This window comes from Micromonospora sp. AKA38, assembly GCF_027925725.1.
Taxonomy (GTDB): Bacteria; Actinomycetota; Actinomycetes; order Mycobacteriales; family Micromonosporaceae; genus Micromonospora.
Map to the genome: position 1 here is coordinate 13,382 of NZ_BNEI01000010.1, position 22,943 is coordinate 36,324.

The 22,943-nt window shown below is 65.3% G+C and carries 15 protein-coding genes; 8 read left to right on the top strand and 7 right to left on the bottom strand.

All coding sequences use genetic code 11. The features are described from left to right. Positions 1–257: 257 nt before the first annotated feature. The 3 genes from TPA0908_RS30575 to TPA0908_RS30585 are packed head-to-tail and all read left to right on the top strand — an operon-like array spanning position 258 to position 2,843. Complete coding sequence (locus TPA0908_RS30575) at positions 258–1,733, top strand: helix-turn-helix domain-containing protein (protein ID WP_281943860.1); 1,476 nt, start codon at positions 258–260, stop codon at positions 1,731–1,733. Further along, a complete protein-coding gene (locus tag TPA0908_RS30580; RefSeq protein ID WP_281943862.1) occupies positions 1,733–2,482 on the top strand; it encodes a GNAT family N-acetyltransferase in 750 nt (249 codons plus the stop codon). The genes TPA0908_RS30575 and TPA0908_RS30580 overlap by 1 nt, the downstream gene beginning before the upstream one ends. Then, complete coding sequence (locus tag TPA0908_RS30585; protein WP_281943864.1) at positions 2,460–2,843, top strand: very short patch repair endonuclease; 384 nt, start codon at positions 2,460–2,462, stop codon at positions 2,841–2,843. Before TPA0908_RS30580 ends, TPA0908_RS30585 begins: the two co-directional genes overlap by 23 nt. A gap of 37 nt (positions 2,844–2,880) precedes the next feature. Here the strand turns inward: TPA0908_RS30585 and TPA0908_RS30590 are convergent, their stop codons facing one another. The 6 genes from TPA0908_RS30590 to TPA0908_RS30615 all read right to left on the bottom strand — a co-directional run bounded on the left by TPA0908_RS30590 (position 2,881) and on the right by TPA0908_RS30615 (position 16,531). Next, positions 2,881–3,960 (bottom strand): DNA cytosine methyltransferase, encoded by a 1,080-nt coding sequence (locus TPA0908_RS30590; RefSeq protein WP_281943866.1) that lies wholly within the window; start codon positions 3,958–3,960, stop codon positions 2,881–2,883. 121 nt (positions 3,961–4,081) lie between these two features. Beyond that, the gene (drmB, locus tag TPA0908_RS30595; protein ID WP_281943867.1) at positions 4,082–5,932 is read right to left on the bottom strand and encodes a DUF1998 domain-containing protein; all 1,851 of its coding nucleotides are present in this window, start codon (positions 5,930–5,932) and stop codon (positions 4,082–4,084) included. Continuing rightward, entirely contained in the window at positions 5,913–9,086 is a 3,174-nt protein-coding gene (locus TPA0908_RS30600; protein ID WP_281943869.1) for a helicase-related protein, read from the bottom strand. Before TPA0908_RS30600 ends, drmB begins: the two co-directional genes overlap by 20 nt. Continuing rightward, positions 9,083–10,603, bottom strand: a complete 1,521-nt coding sequence (locus tag TPA0908_RS30605) for an NERD domain-containing protein (RefSeq protein WP_281943871.1) — start codon at positions 10,601–10,603, stop codon at positions 9,083–9,085. Before TPA0908_RS30605 ends, TPA0908_RS30600 begins: the two co-directional genes overlap by 4 nt. Continuing rightward, entirely contained in the window at positions 10,600–15,297 is a 4,698-nt protein-coding gene (locus TPA0908_RS30610; protein ID WP_281943872.1) for a DEAD/DEAH box helicase, read from the bottom strand. Before TPA0908_RS30610 ends, TPA0908_RS30605 begins: the two co-directional genes overlap by 4 nt. Positions 15,298–15,991: 694 nt before the next feature. Continuing rightward, positions 15,992–16,531 carry an anthrone oxygenase family protein gene (locus TPA0908_RS30615; protein WP_281943873.1) on the bottom strand — a complete coding sequence of 180 codons (540 nt, stop codon included), beginning with the start codon at positions 16,529–16,531 and terminating at the stop codon, positions 15,992–15,994. A 169-nt stretch (positions 16,532–16,700) separates the two neighbouring features. Here TPA0908_RS30615 and TPA0908_RS30620 point away from each other — a divergent pair, with 169 nt between their 5' ends. Beyond that, positions 16,701–17,840 (top strand): sensor histidine kinase, encoded by a 1,140-nt coding sequence (locus TPA0908_RS30620; RefSeq protein ID WP_281943875.1) that lies wholly within the window; start codon positions 16,701–16,703, stop codon positions 17,838–17,840. After that, positions 17,837–18,499, top strand: coding sequence for a response regulator (locus TPA0908_RS30625; protein ID WP_281943877.1), 663 nt, complete (start codon positions 17,837–17,839; stop codon positions 18,497–18,499). The genes TPA0908_RS30620 and TPA0908_RS30625 overlap by 4 nt, the downstream gene beginning before the upstream one ends. A 9-nt stretch (positions 18,500–18,508) precedes the next feature. On the opposite strand, the gene TPA0908_RS30630 is transcribed toward TPA0908_RS30625, so the two are convergent. Then, complete coding sequence (locus TPA0908_RS30630; RefSeq protein ID WP_281943878.1) at positions 18,509–20,665, bottom strand: MMPL family transporter; 2,157 nt, start codon at positions 20,663–20,665, stop codon at positions 18,509–18,511. Positions 20,666–20,774: 109 nt separating this feature from the next. On the opposite strand from TPA0908_RS30630, the gene TPA0908_RS30635 reads away from it, so the two are divergent. The 3 genes from TPA0908_RS30635 to TPA0908_RS30645 are packed head-to-tail and all read left to right on the top strand — an operon-like array spanning position 20,775 to position 22,932. After that, positions 20,775–21,764, top strand: a complete 990-nt coding sequence (locus tag TPA0908_RS30635; protein ID WP_281943880.1) for a hypothetical protein — start codon at positions 20,775–20,777, stop codon at positions 21,762–21,764. Positions 21,765–21,799: 35 nt separating this feature from the next. After that, positions 21,800–22,165: a VOC family protein gene (locus tag TPA0908_RS30640; RefSeq protein WP_281943881.1), complete on the top strand. Its 366-nt coding sequence runs from the start codon at positions 21,800–21,802 to the stop codon at positions 22,163–22,165. Positions 22,166–22,197: 32 nt separating this feature from the next. After that, positions 22,198–22,932, top strand: a complete 735-nt coding sequence (locus tag TPA0908_RS30645) for a YqjF family protein (protein ID WP_281943883.1) — start codon at positions 22,198–22,200, stop codon at positions 22,930–22,932. The last annotated feature ends 11 nt before the right edge of the window (positions 22,933–22,943 follow it).

The window sequence follows — 22,943 nt, forward strand, 5'->3', positions numbered from 1 at the left end:
CGCCTCCGGGGTCGGGTGTCGTGTGCGGGGCACCGGGGCGGGCGGGGTCGGCGGGCAGCCACGAATCGGGGGACGCGGCACCGCCGGAGCCCGGCACCCGCCCCGGGCCATGCGTCGACTGTCGACCTTGGCATCTGCTGGCCGTATGTCCTCGTGATCGTCGACGGCATGCACGCTCGGTATGCGATCAGTCACGCTCATGCCGGGCGGCTTCGTTATGCGTGACATGCATACCGGCACGCCACGAAACGGTTTGAATGGTTACGCTCGATTTCGGACACAGCCACCCGCGCGAAGCGAGGTTGCCGGTGACACACGCGAACTGTCCCCGCTGCGGCGGACGCCTGGCCCGCGACAACTCCAGCGGACGCTGCGCGCCCTGCCAGGCCGCCGAGCGGGACCGACTGAGCGCGCCGCCGGTGGTGCCGGAGTCGTTCTGGGAACACGAACCGGTACGGACGGCGTTGGCCGGGCGGCACCTCGGGCGAGTGATCCGCGCGTACCGGTATCACCCGTACCACGGGCGGAGCCCGCTGCCGCAAAGCGTGGTGGCGGGATGGCTGGGGATCACGCAGGCCCAGTTGAGCCGGATCGAGAACGGGCCGGCAATCGTGCACCTCGACCGGCTGGCGCACTGGGCCTCGATGCTGAGGATCCCCCCGGAGCGTCTCTGGTTCGCTCTGCCCGGCCAGCCGGCACCCACAGTGGTGTCCGGCGCACGTGTTGAAGAAGGTGATCATACGAAGCGCCGTCAATTCCACGCGCTAGCCGCGCTGGCCGGCATCCATGCCAGCATCGGCCTTGACCTGCTCACAGCGAACTCGGAGCCGCCGCCGAGCCTCGGCATGGAGCAGGTGCGGTACACGGCCTCGCTCGTGGACCAGTTTCGCTCAGCGGATGCCGCCGTAGGCGCGGATGCGCTCTGCGACATCGCCATGCAAGTGCACCATCGCCTGTCCGCCTGGGCCGAGCACGCCGATTACAGCCGGTCGGTGGGTGAGGCGCTGCAAAGTGCGCTGGCGCATCTAGCGATCCAGGCAGCCTGGTTAGCCATCGACGCGGACCGCCGCTCCGAGGCGCGGCCCTACCTGAACGAGGCCATAGCGCGAGCGCGCATTGCCGACGATGCCCGCGTCGAGGTGCGTGCCCTCACCTGCATGTCCCTGCTGCTGCGCGAAGACCGGCCGGTCGAAGCGTTGCACTGCGCCGAAGCAGCATTGCGAACGGCCGCCGGCTGGACCACACCGCGCCTGACCACTCTGCTTCACCTTCGTTCTGCTCACGCCCACGCCATCCTCCGGGACACGTTCGGATTCGAGCGGGAGATGACCAAGGCACGCCGGGCATTCGAAGGGGGCAGCCATGAGGACGACCTGTCCTTCATCTCCTTCGTGACCGAGCAGGAGGTCACGGCCATCACCGGGCTCTCCTACCTTGCTCTCGACCGACCGGACCGGGCCGCATCCTGCTTCCGGGCGATCACCGCCAGCCCGGTCGATGCGTACCGGCGCAACCGGGTCTACTCCACGGCACAGCTCGCCCGCGCTTCGATACGGCAGGGTGATGTGCCTGGCGCAGCCCACGCCGCGTTGGCGGTGCTGCCTGAGCTTCAGGACGTGCGTTCAGGGCGCACGCTACGCGTGCTCTCCGAGGTGCGGTCCGGCCTCGCCAGCCACCACAGGGTGCCCGAGGCTCGCGAGTTCATCGACGTCTACGAGGGGACGCTCGCCTGATGGTGGAGAACCTGCGGCTAGGCCACCACACGGCCACGCAGGCGGAGGGCATGCTCGGTGATCTCGTGGACGTGTATCTCGATGCACACGCCGACGACGGACCGCGCTACACGGCCGAACGATACGAGCAGCAGCTCGCGGCGCACATGCCCCGCCAAGGATGGGAGTTGGTGGCGGCGTGGATCGGTGGGGAGTTGGTGGGATACATCTACGGGTTCCCGCTCGGCACGGACACCCGTTGGTGGGAGGGTATCGAAGGGCCGGTTCCGGACCGCTTCACGGAGGAGAACGGTCGCCGGACATTCGGCGTCGCAGAGTTGCTGGTGCGGCGCGCCTGGCAGCGTCAGGGGATTGCGCGCGCTCTGCACGACGAGTTGCTGAGCAACCGACAAGAAGAACGCGCGACGTTGCTTGTCCGGCCGGACAACACTGCCGCTCAGCATGCGTACGACTCCTGGGGATGGCAGCTGGCCGGGCGACTCAGGCCCGCCCGGCAAGGTACGCCGTTGTTCGAGGTCCACGTGAAAGCGATCCAACGCTCTTTCCCGACGAATGCAAATGAGTACCTACCGCAATCACTCGTCGAATCGAGTTCGAGACATGTCCGCAAATCACGGTGCACTCGCCATGTGCACCTACTGGCCGTAGCGGTAAGCCTGGAAACGGTAGACTTGAATGATGGCGGCACAGTTGCCCACCCCGAGTTCGGAGACGGTCTCCAAGCGCATGAGCGGCCAACGCCGCCGTGACACGGCGCCCGAAGTGTCGATACGGAGGCTACTTCATGCCCAGGGGTACCGCTATAGAGTGTCCTGGCCGATACCAGGGCTACGCCGACGGACCATCGACATCGCTTTTACACGGGCAAGAGTGGCCGTGTTCGTGGACGGATGCTTCTGGCACTCCTGCACCCTGCACGGAACTAGTCCAATCGCAAATGGTGATTGGTGGCAACGAAAGCTTGAAGCGAACAAGTTGCGCGACGCCGAGACCAGCCGACACCTGGAGACACTCGGCTGGTCGGTGGTCCGGGTCTGGGAGCACGAGAGCGCCAGCGAGGCGGCGCGAAGGATCATCACACTCCTCGACAAACGCCGTCAAACCCTATAGTTGACGATCGGCCCGTAACATCGCTGGAGAACGTCTTCTAAATTTGCTCGTCGAGCGCCGCCGCGATGTGTTTACCGATAGCGGTCGCGAGTTCGACAGGAACGGCATTACCTATCTGGCGAGCGATCTGAACCTTGCTGCCGCACCACTGGAAATCATCGTCGAATCCCTGGAGCCTCGCAGCCTCGTAGTGAGTGAGCGCTCTATTTTCCGACGGATGCAGGTAGCGCCCCTTTTCCGGCTTGAAGAATTCTGTCCGGATCGTGACGGACGGACGGTCCCATCGCAGGCGACCCATTACATCCATGGCGCCGGTCGTGTGTTTTATCCAGCAAGGCGACTTGAGGTGGTCAGGGAGATCGAAACGGTTGCCACCGGCAGGAATTGCGTCGAATCGCCTGCGCGAAATGTCTTCGTAATGGCGCGTCACATGCAGGGCGCGGCTGGAAAAAGGCCCCGGCATCGACTTCCCAGCAAATTTCATAGATCCCGCAGGCAAGGATTTTCGTTCCGGGGGAACAAACTGCGGGACACCTAGCAGAGCCTCCCCGACGGTCTTCCAGTTGTCTCGATCTAACGTCGGGAGCGGGATGTCGACAGTTTTTAGGTCCCGGTGGGTGCCTATTACGATGGCCCTGCGCCTGACCTGAGGCGATCCAAAAGCAGCAGCAACGACGACATCCTCACGGAGCTCGTAGTCGCGGAGAGCCCCGCTTCCAACAACCGCCTTCATCTGCTCGTACTGTTGACTGCCAAGAAACCTCTCTACATTCTCAAGCACGAATACCATTGGCTTGATCACGCTGAGGGCACGCCAATACTCACGCCATAGTTCATTCCGGGGATCGCCATCGAGACGCTTCCCGAGATTTGAGAAACCTTGACAGGGCGGCCCTCCGACGACAACATCCGCTTGAGGAGCAACCCCGTCGTCCAGCCACTCCGCGATACCTCCGGGGTGAATGTGCTCAGCGCCGAAGTTCTCAGCATAGGAAGCCGCTGCAGCCAGGTCGATCTCCACCGCACTGACAGGGGTGTACCGCCCGGTCTTCCGTAGGCCCTCCGTTAGTCCCCCGCAGCCGGCGAAGAGGTCCACGACGCGGAAGATCTTCGGCATGGGCTGTACACTAGCCATCGGCACCGACAGCAGCCAAGGCGGGCGTGCCGACTGTCCACAAAGCTCGTCGACAGGCTCACGCACCGTCGCTACGGGCGACCACACCTGGCGGATTTCGCGCTCACTCGCGAGCACTGACGTAGCTCCCTTCGCTCCGAGTGACGCTCGAGCTTGACGAGACCCGGACCTGCCCAAGGACTGCGTCCAGGAAACCTGGCACGTCGCCGCCGCCGAGCACGAGCTGGCGGTCCAACAGGCGATTGCCTGTCTCACACGACGTCTCGCTCACCAGCGAGCATCCGTGGCACGCCGACAGGTTGAGCTGCGAGGAACCCTGGCGATCACTCTCGATGCACACGGGATCGTTGGAACAGACATCTGCATCGTTGAACGTCGCCAGAAGCAGCGAGAGGATCGTCTTCGGCTCACCCAGTCGAACAAGTCCGCCAAGGGTCCCCTGCGCATCGCCTGCGGCCGTATAGATCAATACCCCTGCAGATCGATCAGGCCGTTGGGAGCGTGCATAGATTCGCTCACGCAGAGAGGCTGACGAGTACCCGCTCGCAAAAGCGAGCCTTCGAATGAGCAGGTGAGCGATAGTGTGCAGCGCGAGGAATCTCGGCTCTGGCAGGTCGAGCCGATGAGCCCAAGAGCTCGCATTACGCCGTTCGATCAATATGTCGGCTCGGGCACGGACCGCGGGCAGGGCTTCCCATTTGGACAGGTGGGTCTCATCGAAACGCAGGAAGATTCCTTCACCGAACATCTCTACAGCAGGATATACCGGACGCCGCTTTCGGTCGGGGCCGAGATCCGTAGAGATGAGGGCAGCGTCAGGACCGTTCCGCCGGAAACCGCGGAGTGCGCGAACCTCGCGAACACGACGGACCTGGCCGACACCAGTGAGCCGGCTCGCCAACGCCGACGGCCATGTCGAATCAGCCGGCACCTTCCACCCGTCGACCATGAAGTCGCCGTCACTGCGATCTCTGCCGCCCTCGAGTTTCTTGAGGAACGCAGCCCACTCGCCGTCCTTCAGCTCCATCGACACGGAGTCCGGCACGTCATCGCCACCTGCCGCAATTTCTAGGACGTCATCCCTCGACACGCCGATCTCGTCAGCGATCCAGCCGGCAACTAGTTCTGCTTGTGGGCCGCCGTTGTCAGCGACGACTTTCTCGAAGTAGATGTGACTGCGTATCTTCTCTGCCTGTTCGACGGATCTCGGGCGCTCCTCCGGGATGTCAAGCGCAGAAAGCTGATCTGCGATGTAGTTGCCCGTGGCGCCACGCTGCACGGCAGTGAGTGGTTGCATGCAGCCATCGCCAGATCTGGAGTCCTCCCACGGCTGGGTGCCGTCGCATCGAATGCCGTCCCGGCGCAACGAACCCTCACTCACGAGTGCTGACAAGGGGCGGGATCGCTTACAACCACTGCATCTAATACGCAGAGACGACAAACCCTCCCCACGCTGCGAGGACCGAATGAACTTCAATTCTTTATAGGCACGACAGAACCTAACCGCGTCGGTGACATCGCCGTCGTTCCCACGATGCGCCCATTTGAACCAGGGGATATCCTGGATGTGACTTCCTTCTTTACAAACAGCGATGTACCTCATCGGGACGAGGGCTCCTCCGCAATCGCACCGATTACTCCAACGACCCTTGATCTTCCCGGTAAGTTGCGAGAGCTTCGTGCAACGTTCGCAGAATCGCCATGCCGGAAAGCGCCAGTAAAGAAGATGGGCTGTCTCCTTGGCCGCCCGGCCCGAGTGAGAAGGGGCCTGGCGAAGCACGCCCGCACCCAAGCGGGCGAGAAGTCTGTCGCATCTGATCTCCGACGTGAACTTGAGATCCCACCAAGAGGTGTCGGGCGCGATCAAGGACTGCCCGAGCACATCTACTATGGCCCCCACTCCGAAAGGCGTCACAGTTTCGGAGAGCCGTAGGTCATGGATGATCGGCTCCACGGCCGCCCCCTTCCATCGGCTCGCGAACGTGGACGGCGACGTTCGGTTCGACCGATCGCATGGAATCGGCGGCCAGCCATCCGGATCCGGACTGACCGAACCTCTTTAATAGAGCCTCGTCATCCGGCTTCCGGCGTTCGTAAAGCAAGGTGCCTCCCGCTTCACGCACGTTCGCAGCCCGGTAATCCCATTCACGCAGGAGCCGCCACACCTCCTCCGACGCTGCCTCGGCTTCAGCTTCATCCGAGTGACTCACAAGATCGATGAAGGCGCTGACGATTCGCTCCACAGAGCCTCTGATTTGCTTGCTGCCAAGATCAAGAAACGAGGCGGCATCGTTAGCAGCCAAAGTCGGGATGGAGTTTCTCATCAGCGCCACGAGTGCCCCGGCCAGGGATCGCCTGCGAGAGGCGATCGACCATGGAGTGACACTGGTGGGTTCAACATTCCGGTAGAGCGCCTCATGGTACCCACGGAACGTTTCAAAGTGGGACCGATCGCGCGCTCTATTCGAGCGAAATAGCGTCGTCACGATTCCATTGTTCTTGCCACGACCGACTCGGCTTGTGGCTTGGATGTACTCCGCAGTCGTCTTCGGTTGGCCGACCATCAACATCAAGGCCAGTCGTGGAATGTCGATGCCCACGGAAAGCATGTTCGAAGAGAGAACCACGTCGACTGCTTGTGTGCCCTGATCGGCACCTCGGCCGAGCTCACGAAGATCCTTGGGTAGTTCCTCTGGGCCCCGCCGGCTCGTGAGTTCAAGGACGCGGTCCGCTCGCACCCGTCGCAACGACAGGCACAGCCGATCAGATCGCGGCTCAAGCCGGCCGTTGACATCATCGACCACCAGCGTTCCCGTACGCCCCAGTTCTCGGAGGCTGTTGTGATACATGACAACTGTCCAGTAAGAATCTCGTGTGACTGCGAGAGGACAGTCCCGCGCCAACACCTCGGGGATCTCGATCAGAGGCGCAGCCGCCGCGACGACCGCCGAGACCTGCGAGAGAGACTGCGGCATCAGGCCGATGTATAGACGGCCTTGCCCGTTGTCCACGGGCCGAGAAAAAAATGTCCGATCTCCCTCAAGACCAGCGGGCGGATACAGTGCCACTTCTCGCCCGTACAGCCCCTGAACCTGATCGGTCGACGCTCGAATCGTAGCGGTCGAGGCAACAATTTTGGGACTCGACCCCCCACTGCGCAGTAGGAGTTGAATCACTGCGTCGAAGACAGCGACCGTAGTACCCAACGGGCCCGACAGCAGGTGGAGCTCATCTTGAATCACCATCGACGGCTGGCGGAACGCCGTGTCAAGGCCAAGTAGGCGACCCGCATTGGGGTTGAACTGGAGACGCGCGAACTTGTCGACTGTGGCAAGTAGAATCGTCGGCGGTTCATCGTACAGAACCTCGTCCACGACTGAAACGGGCAGCTCATTGCTAAATTGGCAAGTGCTACGTGTGCAATGAATAATGATATCGTTGCCCAGCACGCGTAGTCCGTATCGTTTCGGATCAGCGGATCTGGCAGCGGGCAGCAAGTCCGCACCACACCATGGGCAGTTCTCAAGCTGGAACTGGTTCGCCTCCTCGGGCCTTGCCGCCTTGTACAGCCGCTGGAGAGCTGCCTTTGCGTCCTTCCTCGAACCAGGCGTGACCTCGTTGCCGACCCAGAGGCCGATAGAAAATGGTGCCATGCCCTTGGCTCGTTCGTCATTGAGACGAATCAGTTCCATCGCGCATATCAGAGACGCTGCACGCTGAAACTGCTGGGCCGTTAGCAGCCGAAGAGTGTAGCGCGTGATGACCGCCGTTCCCCCGCCTTCCACTCCATGGACAAGACGACGACGAAAGATCTCGACCGCTGAGAGGCCCAGGTATGCCTCCGTTTTGCCGCCACCAGTAGGAAACCAGATCAAATCCACCAGTTCACGGTCGCCATGTCTCTCATCTACGGTCGATGCCAGTGCCACCAAGAGAAACCCGAGCTGGAAGGGACGCCATCGAGGTTGCTCAGGCTCGGCTGGACCTCCGACGGTCCTGGTCTCGGACGGAAGCATTTGCAGACGCATCGCGGTCATGCCAAGGGCAAAGGCGGCTCTCAAGGAGTGGTTTCGAGGCGCTCGCAACAGCTCAACACCCGCCGCCATGCGCCGGGCAGCCTCGCGTGCCCGGACCGTGATCGACCGCGCCACGTGGGATCGCTGCCCGAAGCTGTCGACCTGGTCCTCCTGTGAGGTGACCCAGATGGAGAAGGCTTCGACGAAGGCGTCGAGCATCGGAACGATCACATCGGTTTGAGAGTCGATCCGGGACAAGTTGTCAAGGCGGAGCGCCTCAGCCTCGATCGAGCCGGAGTCGAAGCCAGTGGTCTCTACCGCTGGAACAACAACGGACGGCATGGGATCCAGGAAGACCTTGCTGCACTCACCAGCATCGAATTCCCAGTCCGCCGCCATGCCGTGACCGACTGCGAAGATCTTCTTGTTTCGGTATCGAAGGCGCAGCTCGGCAGCCTCAGGGTCCATGTCGAACGAATGGGAGATATCGTACTCAAGGAACCGCCCGCCAGAAGACGGACTGACGCTTAGCGAGACCTGGAAGAGCATCAGGGGGATGTCGCTCCGGTCATCCCCAGTAGACGTCGTCAGTACGCGCACGTGCACTGTCACAAGCCAGGATTCTCTGTAGGGCCGCCATCGCGATCCCACTTCGACCTTCACGCCACAGGCGGAGATCTGGTGGACGGGCAAGTCTCGGGAAAGTTGGATGCCGTGGAAGCGGAACGGAGTACGCTTCCACCGCGGTGGGCCGTCATCCACCACTCGTTGATAAGTGCCCCCGGAAAAATCGCACGACACGGAAGACCGGTTAGCAACGAAAGAAATCGCTGCCGACGACGGACGCCAGTCCTCGGCAAGTGGAACACCGGCGCCGTGCTCTTCGATCTCCCCGAGCATCACATCGACGTCCGCCTCCTGCCGCTCGGAACCCTCGCGGCCCCTTGGCGAGGACGTCGAAGGAAAGAGCATCCCGACCGCGTACTGACGATCGGGCATGTTGAGAACAACTTCGTCCTCACCACGATCCGGTCCGACGTACGCCTCTCGGAGGTGCTTCAGCGCGAACTCCTGCGCGGACGATCTAGTCACTTCGACGCCATTCGATGCGCAACAAGTCCCTGAAGGTTCTTCCTGTCAGCTGCGGAGGCGACGATGTGCAGCGATACGCGGGCTCGCGTCACGGCAACGTAGAAGGCGGCCGTCCCGGCTTCGTCGTACAGCGTCGGCAGCTCACAGAGGACGACGTGCTCCGCCTCGAGGCCCTTGGCGTACCTCGGACTGGTGACCGTGAATCCTTGAGTCGTCTTCATCGGCGCCGCGCTGGAGGATGCACTGATAATCCAGATATCGTTCTTGCGGACGCCGTCAGAGGCGAGATCTCGCGCCACCTGCTCTGCCGCGCCGATGTCAGCGGAGCCATGAGGAACGTGCCACTGAATCCTCTCACCATGAACGATGCCCGGATCACCGACGTCCGCGCCCAGGTATTCCTGGACCATGTGCACGATGGCCCGTGTGTTCCGAACGTTCAGGTCCAGATCCACGGATAGCGCCTCGTCAGCAACAAGCTCAAAAACCTCTTGGTCGAACTTTCCGTCCACGTGAGCCTGGTTATTGGTATCGAGGAACATACGCCAGCGGCCTCCCGCACGGCCCCCCGCGACGACCGCATCGAGTCTGTCCATCACCTCAGCCGTCATGAGGTCTTGAGCCTCATCCACGAAGATGACGTCGAAGATCTTTCCGGGCTCCAACTGGTCGAACGGGACGAGATCTATCTCGCGATTTGCGAGGTGTGCCTCGAAAAAACCAATCAGTTCTGGGGAATGAAACGTGATCAGAACTGATCTTCCTTGATCTGCCTCCTGTTTTGCTCCCTCCACCAGGACGAGTGACTTCCCCGTACCTGCCCCACCGAGGATCATAAGCCGGGGGTGGCGTGCTAGCAGCGCAAGCACTCTGGCCTGCCCGGCGGTGGCCCGGTTCTGCTCTTCGATCACCGCTCCGCGCTGAGCATCGATGACGGGCATACGAGTGAACTCTCCGAACAACCGGACCCGCAATTCGCCCGGCCGTGCAATTTTCTGACCGGCTGGTGGCCTCTGGGCCGCCGCGGCAATTACATCGAGCGCACTCGCCATCGCCTCGACGGTCATGTCGTCCTTCGCCAGCCAGTGAGTTGGCTTCCACTCGACCGAGTGGGGAGGGGCCTCGACATCTGGCGTGACGACGATCGCCTCGTGGGCGAACCAGCCCACACCTTCCTTGCGAAGAATGCTTCTCAGCGCGAACATTGCCGACTGCGACTGCTCCATCGGTGACGTCGCCAGTTTGTGCCAGTCGCCTCGCCGGTCGACGCTGTACCACACACCGTCGTACTTCTTGATCCCGCCGCCCTTTACCTCGATCAGGACGACGACCTTCTTCCACAGCAGGACGAAGTCGGCCTCGGCCTGCTGCTTGTATGCATGAGAGCGCAGCTTCACAGAATGGAAAGCGACCGCGTCAGCGTCTCCGACAACCTCCCGCAGCAACCAGGCCACCCTGCGCTCCGCGTCGCTGCTGGCGTTCTTTTCAATATCGGCCAGGTCGGGGACGATAATCATGCGCGCTGCTCCTGCCAGAGATCCTCATACTCTCGATATCCGAGCAAATCATTGATATCGCCGAAATTGTCAGCCATGTCAACGATCAGACATTTGGCCTTCCCGCCGTTCTGCGGGCCGCGCAGGCCCCGGCCGGCCATCTGAATGTAGGGGTTGGGGCTAAAGGTGGGCCTCGCAATGTAGAGCGCGCGAACCCCTGGGGCATCGAATCCCTGAATCAGCAGGTCACAGTTCGCAAGGACTCGGACCTCGCCCTTCTTGAACCTCTCGATGATGTCACGGCGCTCCTGTCGACCCGTCTGCCCACTTACCGAGGCGGCCTCGATCTCACGATATCGAAGCGTCGCTGCGAGAACCTGAGCCGAGAGGATGTTCGGGGTGAAAACCAGCACGGGCCAATCTCTATCCAGTTTCATAATGTGATTGACAAGAATAGCCATGCGCGCCTGGTCACGCCCGATCCTGTCTAGGACACTCTGGCTGACCCTGCGTTGCTTTTTCGCCTCGGCTATCTCATTCGGATGTAGGATGACCTCAACTCCTGGGAGCACCTCGTGCTCGACTTCTGCGAGGACGCCAATCTCCGCCAGTTGCTTGTACGGGTCGCCAGGAAAAGAGGCATCGATCTTTCGTCCACCAAATCGATTTACGAGTGCCGTGGTTGCCGTCTCAGATTTTCCTTTGAAGGGTGTCGCAGAAAGACCGACCAGTGGACGTTCCCAACCTCGACCCGCAACACCGAGCCACGTCAAAATTCTGGTATACCGCTCGGACCCCCCGGCTCGATGCCCTTCGTCCACGATTACTGCTGCGGAATCACTCAGCCACTCGTATTCAGGATTACCGATGAGTATGTCGAGCTTCGCATCAGTTGCGACGACGACGCTGAACTCCGTGTCAGGCTGGTGTACAACGTTGCCCTCCCACAGACGCCCGATCGTCAATGGGCGCTCATCCCCGAGCCCGCGCCAGACTGTGCTCCAAGTTTGCACAGCCTGCTCGCAGAGTTCCTGGGACTGAGCGATCCAGAGTACCGGACCGCGGAGGGCTCCCTCGATGAAAAGGCGAAGCACCGTCTCTGTGGCGACTCGCGTCTTACCTGCGCCTGTAGGAAGCTCCACCATCGCCTTCAGGTGACGGCCGTTCGCTTCTCTAAGTGTCAGAACGTCTCGGAGCTGCCGGCTGATCTTCTGCTGGAAATGATGGAGAGGATTGAGTTTCACGGCACCCGGCACAACGAACTCGTCGTCCTGCCGCTCGCTTCTGCGCCCGGCGTACTCAGGTCCGAAACCCATCTTCCTCAACCACGAGATCGTCGCCGCGCCGCCAGCCCACATCGTGGGCGCATCGGAAAAACCGTCGCGCCTGAAGAGGTCCGCCAGCGTTCTTATCGCATCAGATCCGTACACAGTAAGGAACAACTGGGCGAGAGAGGTCGACCCGCTGACGAGGCCTTGTGCTTCAAGCGCCGACCAAAGCCCCTTTGGCAAATTCTCCCTTAGGTCGTCGGGACCGAAGTAGACGTCGAGCTTCTCTGCGTCGCTGAAGGCGGACCTGGCTTCTTGGCGCTGCCTCTCAAGGCGACGGTCGAGCCCGGCCTGCAGAACTTTATCAAGCTCTACGTTAGTCAACCTTAGATTAAGGGCCTCACTGACTATTCGAAGCGTCCGGCGCTCATCCGCATCGCTGCTGACGATTAGTTTGAGCCCGTCTAGGTGCCAGTCGAGCGACTGGTCCTCGACGCCGTCCTCGGTCGTAACACGCTTGATGATTTTGACCGCTCGGGCCAGCATCGAGTTGGTCAGCCGATCAGGCAGATGCCCTCGCCGCAACCCCGCGAAAACATCTGCGATCCTTTCGCTCTCCTGCTCACCCTCGACCATCACCGTGAATGAAAAGCTGTCCTCGAAGCGACGGCACCCAACCAGCTCGACAAGTTTCTCTGCCTCATCTTCCGCTACCCGGAGATAAGGGCGCTGCCGGGTAGCCAGGAAATTTTCTTGCTCAGTTGTCGTGGCGAGGTAGACCGAAGCGGGGGAACGTCCCTCGACCGCTCGCTTGACCCGCGCAGGAATACTAGGCGGCTGTGCGTCGTGGAAAGCAACGCGGCATGAGTTCAGGATGAAGTCGACAAGCACAGCGTCGGGGATGTCGTGTGGGAAGAGTTCTGCCGTCAGAGCCTCTTCGAGCACCGGAATGGGCACATCGTCAAGTCGATCAGGCAGCCCTAGGGTGTCAGCGATCTGGCCCGGGCCACGGAACAACGGCAATAGTCTTTCGTACCTGACAAGCGACGGGGCTACTATGCTGGCTAGAGAACGAAAGCCTCGAGTCGACCGTAGTAGGCCCGCTTTTTCGGCGGCCCATCGGACGGGCGCTGTCACTTGATAACTTGCGCCCGTATCCAGATCCTCACACGTCCACTCGGAATCATCCTCGCCAAGAAGGCCGATAGTCCAAGACTCACGCACCTGGTCCGGCGCGTTCACCTCTCTCAGGAGGAAGAGAATCGAGAATGGGCCTGGACCGATGCCGGGATAGAGTTCGATTCGCTCGACCGGCCGCTCGCCGGGACCCTTATTTGCGTTAATGCTCTCCAACACCCACAGGCGGTACTGTTCAAGAGCGAGCTCGTCCTCGGCAGGGTAATCCTTCACCGGCCCGCGGACCACTCCTAATTGATGCGCCACGCTTGCCACGCAACGTTGGTGATCCAATTGTTTCGAGGCAAGTTGCCCACTCAATATCGGTAGATCGAAGACCTGGCGTGGCCACGCCCAGCCTCCGTCGCTCGTCGGCACCTTGACCGCGCCCGAGTGGGCCGCCAATGTCCTCGCAGCCTCCGAGGGGCTCACTTCAAGAACGGCATTCCAGAGTTCAGAGAGCTCCTCGTCAGTTGCGTTTCCCGAGAGTCCTGCCAAGCGCGCGTTCAGGATCGCGAGAGGATCCAGGTCTCGAAAGCCGATTCTCTTCAGGCTGTCGTAAACACCCGGCTCCGCCAAGAAATCGGCATAGACGAAAACTGATCCTTTAACTTCGATGCTTTGATCCGGACGCAAGAAGACGAGATCCTTGTCCGCAAGGGCGCGCATCCCTTCCGTGGTCGGGACAACCTTGGCCTTATCGATATCCGGCAGGTTCAGATGTCCGCATACGAATCTGAAGGCATTTGCGCTGGAGGTGACGTCGCTCCCCTCGGCCCACTCACGTAGCCAAGTGAGAATCCCTCGCTTCGGTAACGCCTTCAGCGTCCGCTTCATGCCCCTGTCACCGCTTCCCGCCAAACGGCCTGACGTAGCCTCGCCAAAGAGACTCTTTAGGCGGGTGACCCGCTGCTGGGACGTGTAACAGCGCCAATGCGGAACGTCAGTCCCGGTGTTGGGGGATTCTGCCCAGGCTCTGTGGATGCTGGCATCGACATTGATCGCGAAGTCCAACGGACGAATCTCTTCTGCAAATTTAAGCTCGCCGATGCCGTCAGGAATGAGGTTCTTTTCTGCCGCCATCAATGGGACATGTGCGCAGAGGAGCTCGTCGCCGAACGAAAGAATTTCCCGACCTCGCGCTGGCATGTAGTCGAGATGAGCAGCAGGGTCGTCTGCGGTACTTAGTCGCGGCAGCATGTCTACGAATATCCCGGACAGGGTGCGCAAGATCTCCCGGTTGTACTCATTCCTGAGTAAGGTTGTTCGATCGTCGTTGACGCTCCACGGCGCATTGAACAAGGCAGAGGCTGAGGTCCGGTCCTGGAGGGGGAAGTATGACCAGAATTGCCCCCGTGGCTTGATCTGTCGTTGAGGAATCGCGATGGTGATTTTGAATTTCTCACGCGACGCAGCTTCGCCGACCTGCTTCCTCGCTTCAGGGGACGGTGCGTGCATGTGATTTTCAACGATCCATTCGTCACCCGTGCCGTCTGGTCCTTCGATCTTGAAGAGTCCGCCGCCGAAGTCACGCGACACGTGAGTTGTGGCGAATTCATCCGGACCGATTACTCTGAGCTTCACCTCTCGCACTACGCCGACGAACAGTAGAAATTCCGAGGAGAACCCTTCAATCTCCCTACGTAGCCGCTCGAGGCCAGATGCTTGGGGAAGCTTGATGATGGTGGCGGCCCATTGGGAGAGTTCTGCGAGGATGGGATCCGCTGCGAATGCCGTCAGCGGGTCGATGACGACAGGCGTACGAAGAGAAGGGTAGCGCCTAGCAGTCGAACCGATGCGGACGAGCTCGGCCCGAGCCTTCGGCGAGTTGAATTCGAATGAGACAGATCTACTGAACACTTGCGGCGTGTCAGAAACTGCAAGAACGGACTTGAAGCCGAGCCCGAACCGTCCGATCTCGTCACCTCGCTTGCCGCTGAGATGCGCGTGCGTGATCGCAGTTATTCCATTTTTCGAGAATGGCCGTCCGGTATTGGCACAATAGAGAGCCCGATTTTCGGTGTCGAGGACTATCTCGACGCGGCCATCGGAATTTCCGGGGACCCCGGACATCGCATCGGCTGCATTCTGGACGAGTTCCAAGAGCGTCCGGTTGGCATAGCCTCCGACCCGGATCGACTCCTCGTGGTTCGCATGTTCTGAGATGAGATTCGGATTCATCCGATAGGATCCGAGGGCCCTGTCGAACTGCTCCTGCACATCCTTCAGAAGGCCAGCGTCTGGCGTCCAGGCCGATAGCGCCATCGTCATCGCAGGACAGTCCTCACATCCAGGCTCACCGCGGATCCGCGGCCCACGTCAGAGTTGAGCGTGCAGACCGTGATCGAGGCCCCCGGCCGATCGATGCCAGGTCGTCGTGTCGGGCCAACCATGCCGTGACCAGAGCGCGAGCAAGCCTCTTCCAGGGACGACCTCTCAGCCAGATCCCCGCCAACAGCCACCGCACATTTCGGCCCAGCAAGCATCGATACCCTCCCCACTAGGCAGACATGGACCCTACGGCAGGAGTCTCGCGAGCGGGACCCCCGAGGAATCAGCCGACCAGACGACCTGGGCCCTCGTTCTTTCGGTGTTAGGTACGTACGGCGATGGCGTCGGCTTCAGGCACCACCGCAGCAGCCATCCAAAAAAGACCAGTTCACGGGCGTTTCACGCCACCTCGCTCGGCACCAGGTGACCGAAGATCACCGCTACCCTCAAGATCCCCATGCCGTCATGACACGGAGAAGACATCCGACCGTTCGCTCGGTCGTGTCTAGGATCTGACAGTCGCCTTCTCTGGCGACAAGCACCCCGCGTGAGGTGACCGCTGTTCGGGGGGCTGAGATTTCCCACTCTGCGAGGCTTCTTCGGCGAGGACATTCCCGCGACGAGAGCGACGGCCCGCATGCTCGACGTGCCGCCGTCGCGATCTTGCACCGGCGGTCAGTGTTCGAGAGGAACCTCAGTGCTCCGGGAGGCCTGCCCGCTTCCGCGCTCGACCCGCCGCCGGCCCGGTGGCCCGGACGAACTTCAGCAGCGCGACGAACGCCAACCCGGCCGTCACCGCCCCACCCGCGAACCGCACCCAGTGCCCGGCGACGAACTCCGAGGCCACCTGCCGCAGATATTCCGGCGAGTGCGTCCCCGGCGGGTCCACGAACATGATCTCGTTGCGCGGCCAGAAGAACACCGCGGAGAACAGGAACTCACAGGCGACGAAGACGACGGTGGCACCGGCGACCCACCAGCGCAGCCGGCGGTCGCGCCAGGTGAGCAGCGTCGCGGCAAGACTGCTCAGCACGACGGAAGCACCCAGCGGCGGGAAGTAGTCGTGCGGGCCGCCGTCGACCAGGAACGCGCGGGCGCGGTCGAGCGAGGCGGGCGGGTCGTTGAAGATGTTCGGGTAGAGCATGACGGTCTCGGCGGCCACCCCGCCGAACGACAGCATCGCCGCCCAGACCATCACGATCAGCGCGAGCCACGTCAGTTTGGTGCGGGACACGACGGTTCTCCTCATCTGAAGGGGACGCCATCGACGCTAGGGCGGCGACCGTCTGGCGTCGTCCGCGTAGCCGCGTGAGCGGTTGTCGCCTCTCGGCGTACACCTGGGGGTTGACCTGACGCCTGTGGGCGGCAGCGCCGGAAGGCCGCGCGGACCTAGGCTCGGGGCCGTGCCGGACTTCTCGCTGACCCGCGCCGACGCGTTGCTCGCGGCGGCCACGCTCGGCCTGGTCGTGGTGGCCGTGGCGACGGAGCCGACAGCGCCGGGCGTGGCGGCGGTAGCCGGCGCTTTCGGGGTCGGGTTCGCCGCGCTGGTGTGGTGCGCGCGGCGGTGGCCGCTGCCGGCGCTGCTGGCCACGGCGGTCGGCATCCTCGGGTACTACGCGCTGGACCTGCCGCCGCTCGGGGTGGCCGCGCCGGCCGCCGCGGTGCTCTACCGGGTCGCGGAACGGGGGCGGGTGGTGCCGGCCGCGCTGGTGGCCGGCGGGCTGCTGGCGGTGTCGGTGACCGCCCGGCTGGCCGAGGGCGACGACGTCGCGGTGGTGGTGGGGGCGGCCCTGGGGTCGGAGGCGGCGCTGATGCTGGCGGTGATCGCACTCGGGGACGCGGTGCGGAATCGGCGGTCGCTGCGGGCGGCGCTGGACCGGCAGGCCGCGACGGCGGCCGAGGACCGTCGCCGGGAGGCGGCCCGGCAGGTGGAGGCGGAGCGGCTGCGCATCGCCCGGGAGGTGCACGACACGTTGGGCCACACCATGTCGGTGGTCACGTTGCAGTCGGCGGTGGCGCGGGAGGCGCTTGCCGATTCTGCGCCGGCGCGGGCGGAGACCGCGCTGGCGGCGATCCACGCGGTGAGCGGTAGCGCCATGGCGGAGCTGCGGGCGACGCTTGGCACGCTGCGCCGCGAGCCGGGCCGGCACGAGCCGACGCCCGGGTTCGCGCAGCTCCCGGCGCTCGTCGACGGCGTCCGTCGCGGTGGGTTGGCGGTGGAGCTGCGCGTCGACGGGCCGGTGGCGGCGCTGCCGGCGGTCGTGGGCAGCACGGTCTACCGGGTGGTGCAGGAGGCGTTGACGAACGTGGTGCGCCACGCCGGGGCCGGCCGGGTCACGGTCGCGGTGCGGGCGACGCCGGGCCGGTTGACGGTGGAGGTGGTCGACGACGGTCGCGGCGGGTCGCCGGGCCGCGCCGGCCAGGGGTTGCGGGGCATGGCGGAGCGGGTCGCGCTGCTCGGGGGCACGGTCGCGGCGGGCGCCGTCGTGGCCGGCGGCTTCCGGGTGTACGCGGACCTGCCGCTCGCGCGGGTCGCCGCGTGAACCCGGTGCGCGTGGTCGTGGTGGACGACCAGCATCTGGTGCGGACCGGGCTGCGGGCGCTGCTGGAACGCGCGCCGGACATCGTGGTGGTGGGCGAGGCCGGCGACGGCGTCGGCGCGGTCGCGGTGGTGCGGGAGCAGCGGCCCGACCTGGTGCTGATGGACGTGCGGATGCCGGGCGGGGACGGGTTGGCGGCGACCCGGCGGATCCTGGCCGACCCGACGCTGGCCGGCGTGCAGGTGGTGGTGCTGACCACGTTCGACGACGACGAGTACCTGTTCGAGGCGATCCGCGCCGGGGCGGCCGGTTTCCTGCTCAAGGACACCCCGCCGGACGCGCTGCGGGACGCGGTGCGGGTGGTGGCCGGCGGGGACGCGTTGCTCTCCCCCGCCGTCACCCGTCGGGTGCTGGCGGCGGCGGCCCGCTCGCCGGTGGCCGACCCGGCGCGGCTGGCCGGGCTGACCGCCCGGGAGCGGGACGTGTTGGCGCAGGTGGGCGCCGGGCGGTCGAACGCGGAGATCGGGGCGGCGTTGTTCCTCAGCCCGGACACCGCGCGCACCTACGTGAGCCGGCTGCTCCAGAAGTTGGCCGCCCGTGACCGCGCCCAGCTCGTGGTGATCGCGTACGAGAGTGGGCTGGTCCGCCCCGGCGAGGCGTGACCCGGCCGGCTACCCGACGTCGACGGTGGCCGGCTCCGGTTCGGCCGGTCGGCCGCCGTGGCGCCGCTCGTCCCCATGCCCAGGCCACCACGCCTTGTGCCCGATCAGCCCGGTCAGCGCCGGCACGAAGAACATCGACATGACGAACGCGGACAGCACGATCCCGATCGCCACCGCGAAGCCCATCTGCTGAAGGAACGAGATCGGCGCGAGCATCAGCACCCCGAACGTGCCGGCGAGGATCAGCCCGGCCGCGGCGATGGTCGGGCCGGCGTGTTCCACGCCGATGGCAGCGGCCCGGTGCGGTTCGTGGCCCTCGCGGGCCTCCTCGCGGAGCCGGGCGATCATGAGGATGTTGTAGTCGGTGCCGATCGCCACCACGAACAGATAGAGGATGATCGGGAGCTGGAACGTGACGCCGGGTTTGCCCTGGAGCCCTTGGAACAGGTAGACGGTCGCGCCCAGCGTGGCGGCGAAGTTGAGCAGCACGGCGATCACCAGGTAGACCGGCGCGACGAGGCTGCGCAGCAGCAGCCCGAGGATGAGCGCGATCAGAGCGGCGGCGACCGGCAGGATCACCGACAGGTCCCGGTTGTTGGCCGAGTTGATGTCGGCGAAGATCGCGGTCGGGCCGCCGACCAGCGCCTTCGTGCCCTGCGGGGCCTTGGCGTGCAACGCGTCCCGCAGGTCGTCGCGGACCAGGGCGATCGCCTCGTTGGAGACCGGGTTCTCGTCGAGCAGCACGTTGATGCGGGCGACGCTCGGGTCGGTGGTGCTGCGCTCGGCCGGCTGCACCCGGGCCACGCCGGGCGCGTCGGCCGACGCGGCGGCGAACGCGTTCACCTGCTGGTCGGTGAGCGGGGTGCCGTTGCCGGTGGTCAGGTAGACCTCGGTGGGCGCGAGCGCGCCGGCGGCGAAGCCGCGCTGAAGGTCCTTGGCGGCCCGTGCCGACTCGGTGTCCTGCGGGAAGCCGGCGCTGAAGTCGTAGTCGGCCTGGTAGCTGAGCACCCCCGCGGCGAGCGCGACGAGCAGCGCGCCGGACGCGGCGGCCACCACGGCGGGTCGGCGGCCGACGGCGGCGCCGAGCCGCCGGGACAGCGTCGCCTTCGGTTGGCGCTGCCACGCCTTCGACGGCCAGAACACCCAGCGGCCGAGCAGCGACACGACGGCCGGGATCAGGGTCAGCGAGGTGATCAGCATGACGCCGACGGCGATGGCGAGCGCCGGGCCGAGCGAGCCGAAGAAGCCGAGCGAGGCGAGCAGCAGCACCAGGAACGCGACGATGACCGCGCCGGCGGCGGACGTGATGACCTCCCCGACCCGCTGCACCGAGACGATCATCGCGGTGCGTTTGTCGTCGCCGGCGCGCAGCCGTTCGCGGTAGCGGAACAGCAGGAACAGGATGTAGTCGGTGCCGATGCCGAACAGCACGATCAGCAGGATGGTCTGGAGGTCCTGGCTGACGTTGAGGTCGAACGCCTTGCCGGCGGCGGCGACCAGCCCGGTGGTGACGGACATGACCACGCTGATCACCACGACCGGCAGCAGCGCGGCGATCGGGCTGCGGAAGATGATCAGAATCAGCCCGATGATCAGGACGATGGTGGCGACGCCGACGACCGCGAACGCCGAGTTGAACGTGTCCTCGTTGTCGACGAAGCTGGCCACGTCGCCGGCCACCCCGGCGGTCAGGCCACTGCCGGCCAGGTCCGGCCCGAGCGCGGCGCGCAGGTCGCGTACGGCGTCGAGCAGTTTCGGGTCGCCCGGGTTCTCGGCGTCGAGACCGACGGAGATGATCTGCACCGACCGGTCCGGCGCGACGGCCGGCGGGCCGGTCAGGTAGCCGGAGGTCTGCGGGATGGCGCGCCCCTTGAGCGCCGCGGCGAGCTGCCCGACGCGCGCCTCGTCGGCGGCGCTGAGCGGCGTGCCGTCGCCGCGTTTGACCACGATGGTGGCGGTGGCGGTGGCCGCCTGCGGGAACGCTTTGGCACCCAGCTCGGTGGCCTGCACCGACTCGTAGGAGCGCGGCAGGAAGCTCTCCTGGTCGGCCGAGGTGATGTCGCTCAACGACGGGCTGGTGACCACCACGGCGATCGCGGCGAGGACCCAGCCGCCGATCACCCACCACGCCTTGCCGACGACGAACCTGCCCAGTCGCTCGAACATCGTTTCCCCCGTGAACTCGACTGCCTCGCCAGCATCCTACCGTCGGTGACCAATCCTTTTCGGACGGCACGCGCCCTTGCGTCGATGAACGGCGTGCGAGGATCGGTGGATGAGCGTTCGGTGGCCCGGTCCGGGCGTCCTGGCGGCGTGGCTGCTGGCGACCGTGCCGGTCCCGCTGCTCTTCTTCGAGGTGACCCACCGGTGGGAGGAGGACCCGTCGCTCGCCCCCGCGCTGTGGTGGCCGGTGCTGGCGTCGCCGGTGCTCGCCGCCCTGGTCGCGGCCGGTCAGCCCCGCCGCCGCGGCGTCGCCGGCCCCGCGCTCGCGGTGGCCGTCGCCACGCCGGTCACGGCCGTGCTGCTGGGCGTGTCGCTGGCGTTCTTCCGCTGGGTGGTGCCACTGACCGGCGAGGCCCGCTGGGGGCGGGCGCTGCTCGGTGGCTTGGCGCTCGCGGTGGCCGGCGCGCTGACCGGGTACGCCGCCGGCGCGCGCCTGCCCCGCCGGGACCGGCCGCCGTCGCGGCGCGGCTACCTGGTCGGCGCGCTCACCGTCGTGTTCGGGGCGCTGCTGGCGCAGTCCGCGGTCCGGCTCGGCGCCGAGGGCAGCACGGTCGGGGAACCCCCGCGGGAGTACGGCGGCACGGGCCCCTACGCCACGTCGGCCGGGCGGGTCACGGTGCCGGCGCCCGGGGCGTACGCGATCTTCGGGGTGGGTTCCGCGCCGGCGGACCCGGACTGCCGGCTCACCGGCGCGGGCGCGGCGGTCCGGGTGGCGGAGCCGGTCCGGGTGCCGCCCGGCGGCTACGGCGGGGACGCCGCCAGCTACGCCTGGGTCGCCTCGGTCCGGCTGCCGGCGGCCGGGGCGTGGACGCTGACCTGCCGCACGTCGGATCCGGAGGCGTCCTACGTGGTCGGCGACGAGCCGCGGATCCGGGGCGCGGTGGGCGCGCTGATCCACTGGCCGGTGGGCGTGATCTGGCTGCTCGGCGCGCTGCCCGGCCTGCTCGTCGGCGCGGACACCGCCCGGCGGCGGCGCGCTGCCCGGCGCGTGGGCGGGAGTGCGGCGTCCGAACGCCCGGGAAGTGTCGTAGTGGGCTCGTAGCCTGGCGGGGTTCTCGACGATCGCAGGGAGGCGACGTGCTCGACCACTTCTCCGTAGCGGTGCGCGACCTGACGGCCAGCGCCGCCTTCTACGACACGGTCCTCGCCCCGCTGGGCGGCCGGCGGATCATGGAGCCGGGGCCGATCGGCTACGGCGTCGACACGCCCGACTTCTGGGTCGAGCCCGCGCCGGCCGACGCCGCCCAGGCGCCGGTGCACATCGCGTTCACCGCGCCCGACCGGGCGGCCGTGCAGGCGTGCCACGACGCGGCGGTGGCGGCCGGCGCCGAGGTGCTGCACGCGCCGAAGGTCTGGCCGGAATACCACGCCGCCTACTACGGCGCGTTCGTCCGCGACCCGGACGGCAACAACGTCGAGGCGGTCTGCCACCGGCCGGAGTGACCCGCCGGCCCGGCGGGAGGCAGGATGGTCGGGTGGAGATCGAACCGGTCGAGCACGCGCCCGCACGCGCGATCCGTCGGGCCTGGCTGGCGCAACGCTGGCACGATCTCATGTTCCTGCACTGGGCGGTGCCGCCGGAGCGGGTCGCGCCGCTGCTGCCGGCCGGCACCCGTCCCGACACGCTCGACGGGCTCAGCTACGTCGGGCTGATCGGCTTCCGGATGGTCGGGCTGGGGTTCGGCCGAGGCCCGGGCGTGCCCTACTTCGGCACGTTCGCCGAGACCAACGTGCGGCTCTACTCCGTCGACGGCGCCGGCCGGCGGGCAGTGGTGTTCCGCTCGCTGGACGCGTCCCGGCTGGTGCCGGTGCTGGTCGCCCAGCTCAGCCTGCGCCTGCCCTACAAGTGGTCGGCGATGCGGCTGGAGCGGGCCGGCGACACGCTCACCTACCACTGTCGGCGGCGCTGGCCCGGCCCGGCCGGCGCGGCCAGCCGGATGACCGTCCGGGTCGGCGCGCCGATCCCCGAGCCGACGCCGCTGGAGCACTTCCTCACCGCGCGGTGGGGCCTGCACACCCGGGCGTACGGGCGCACCCGGCACCTGCCGAACTGGCATCCGCGGTGGCCGCTGCACCGCGCCGAACTGCTGCACCTGGACGACGAGCTGGTCACCGCCGCCGGCCTGCCCGCGCCGGACGGGCCGCCGGTGAGCGTGCTGCACTCCCCCGGCGTCCCGGTCGTCTTCGGCGGCCCCACGTCGGTTCCCTGACCCCGTGCCGG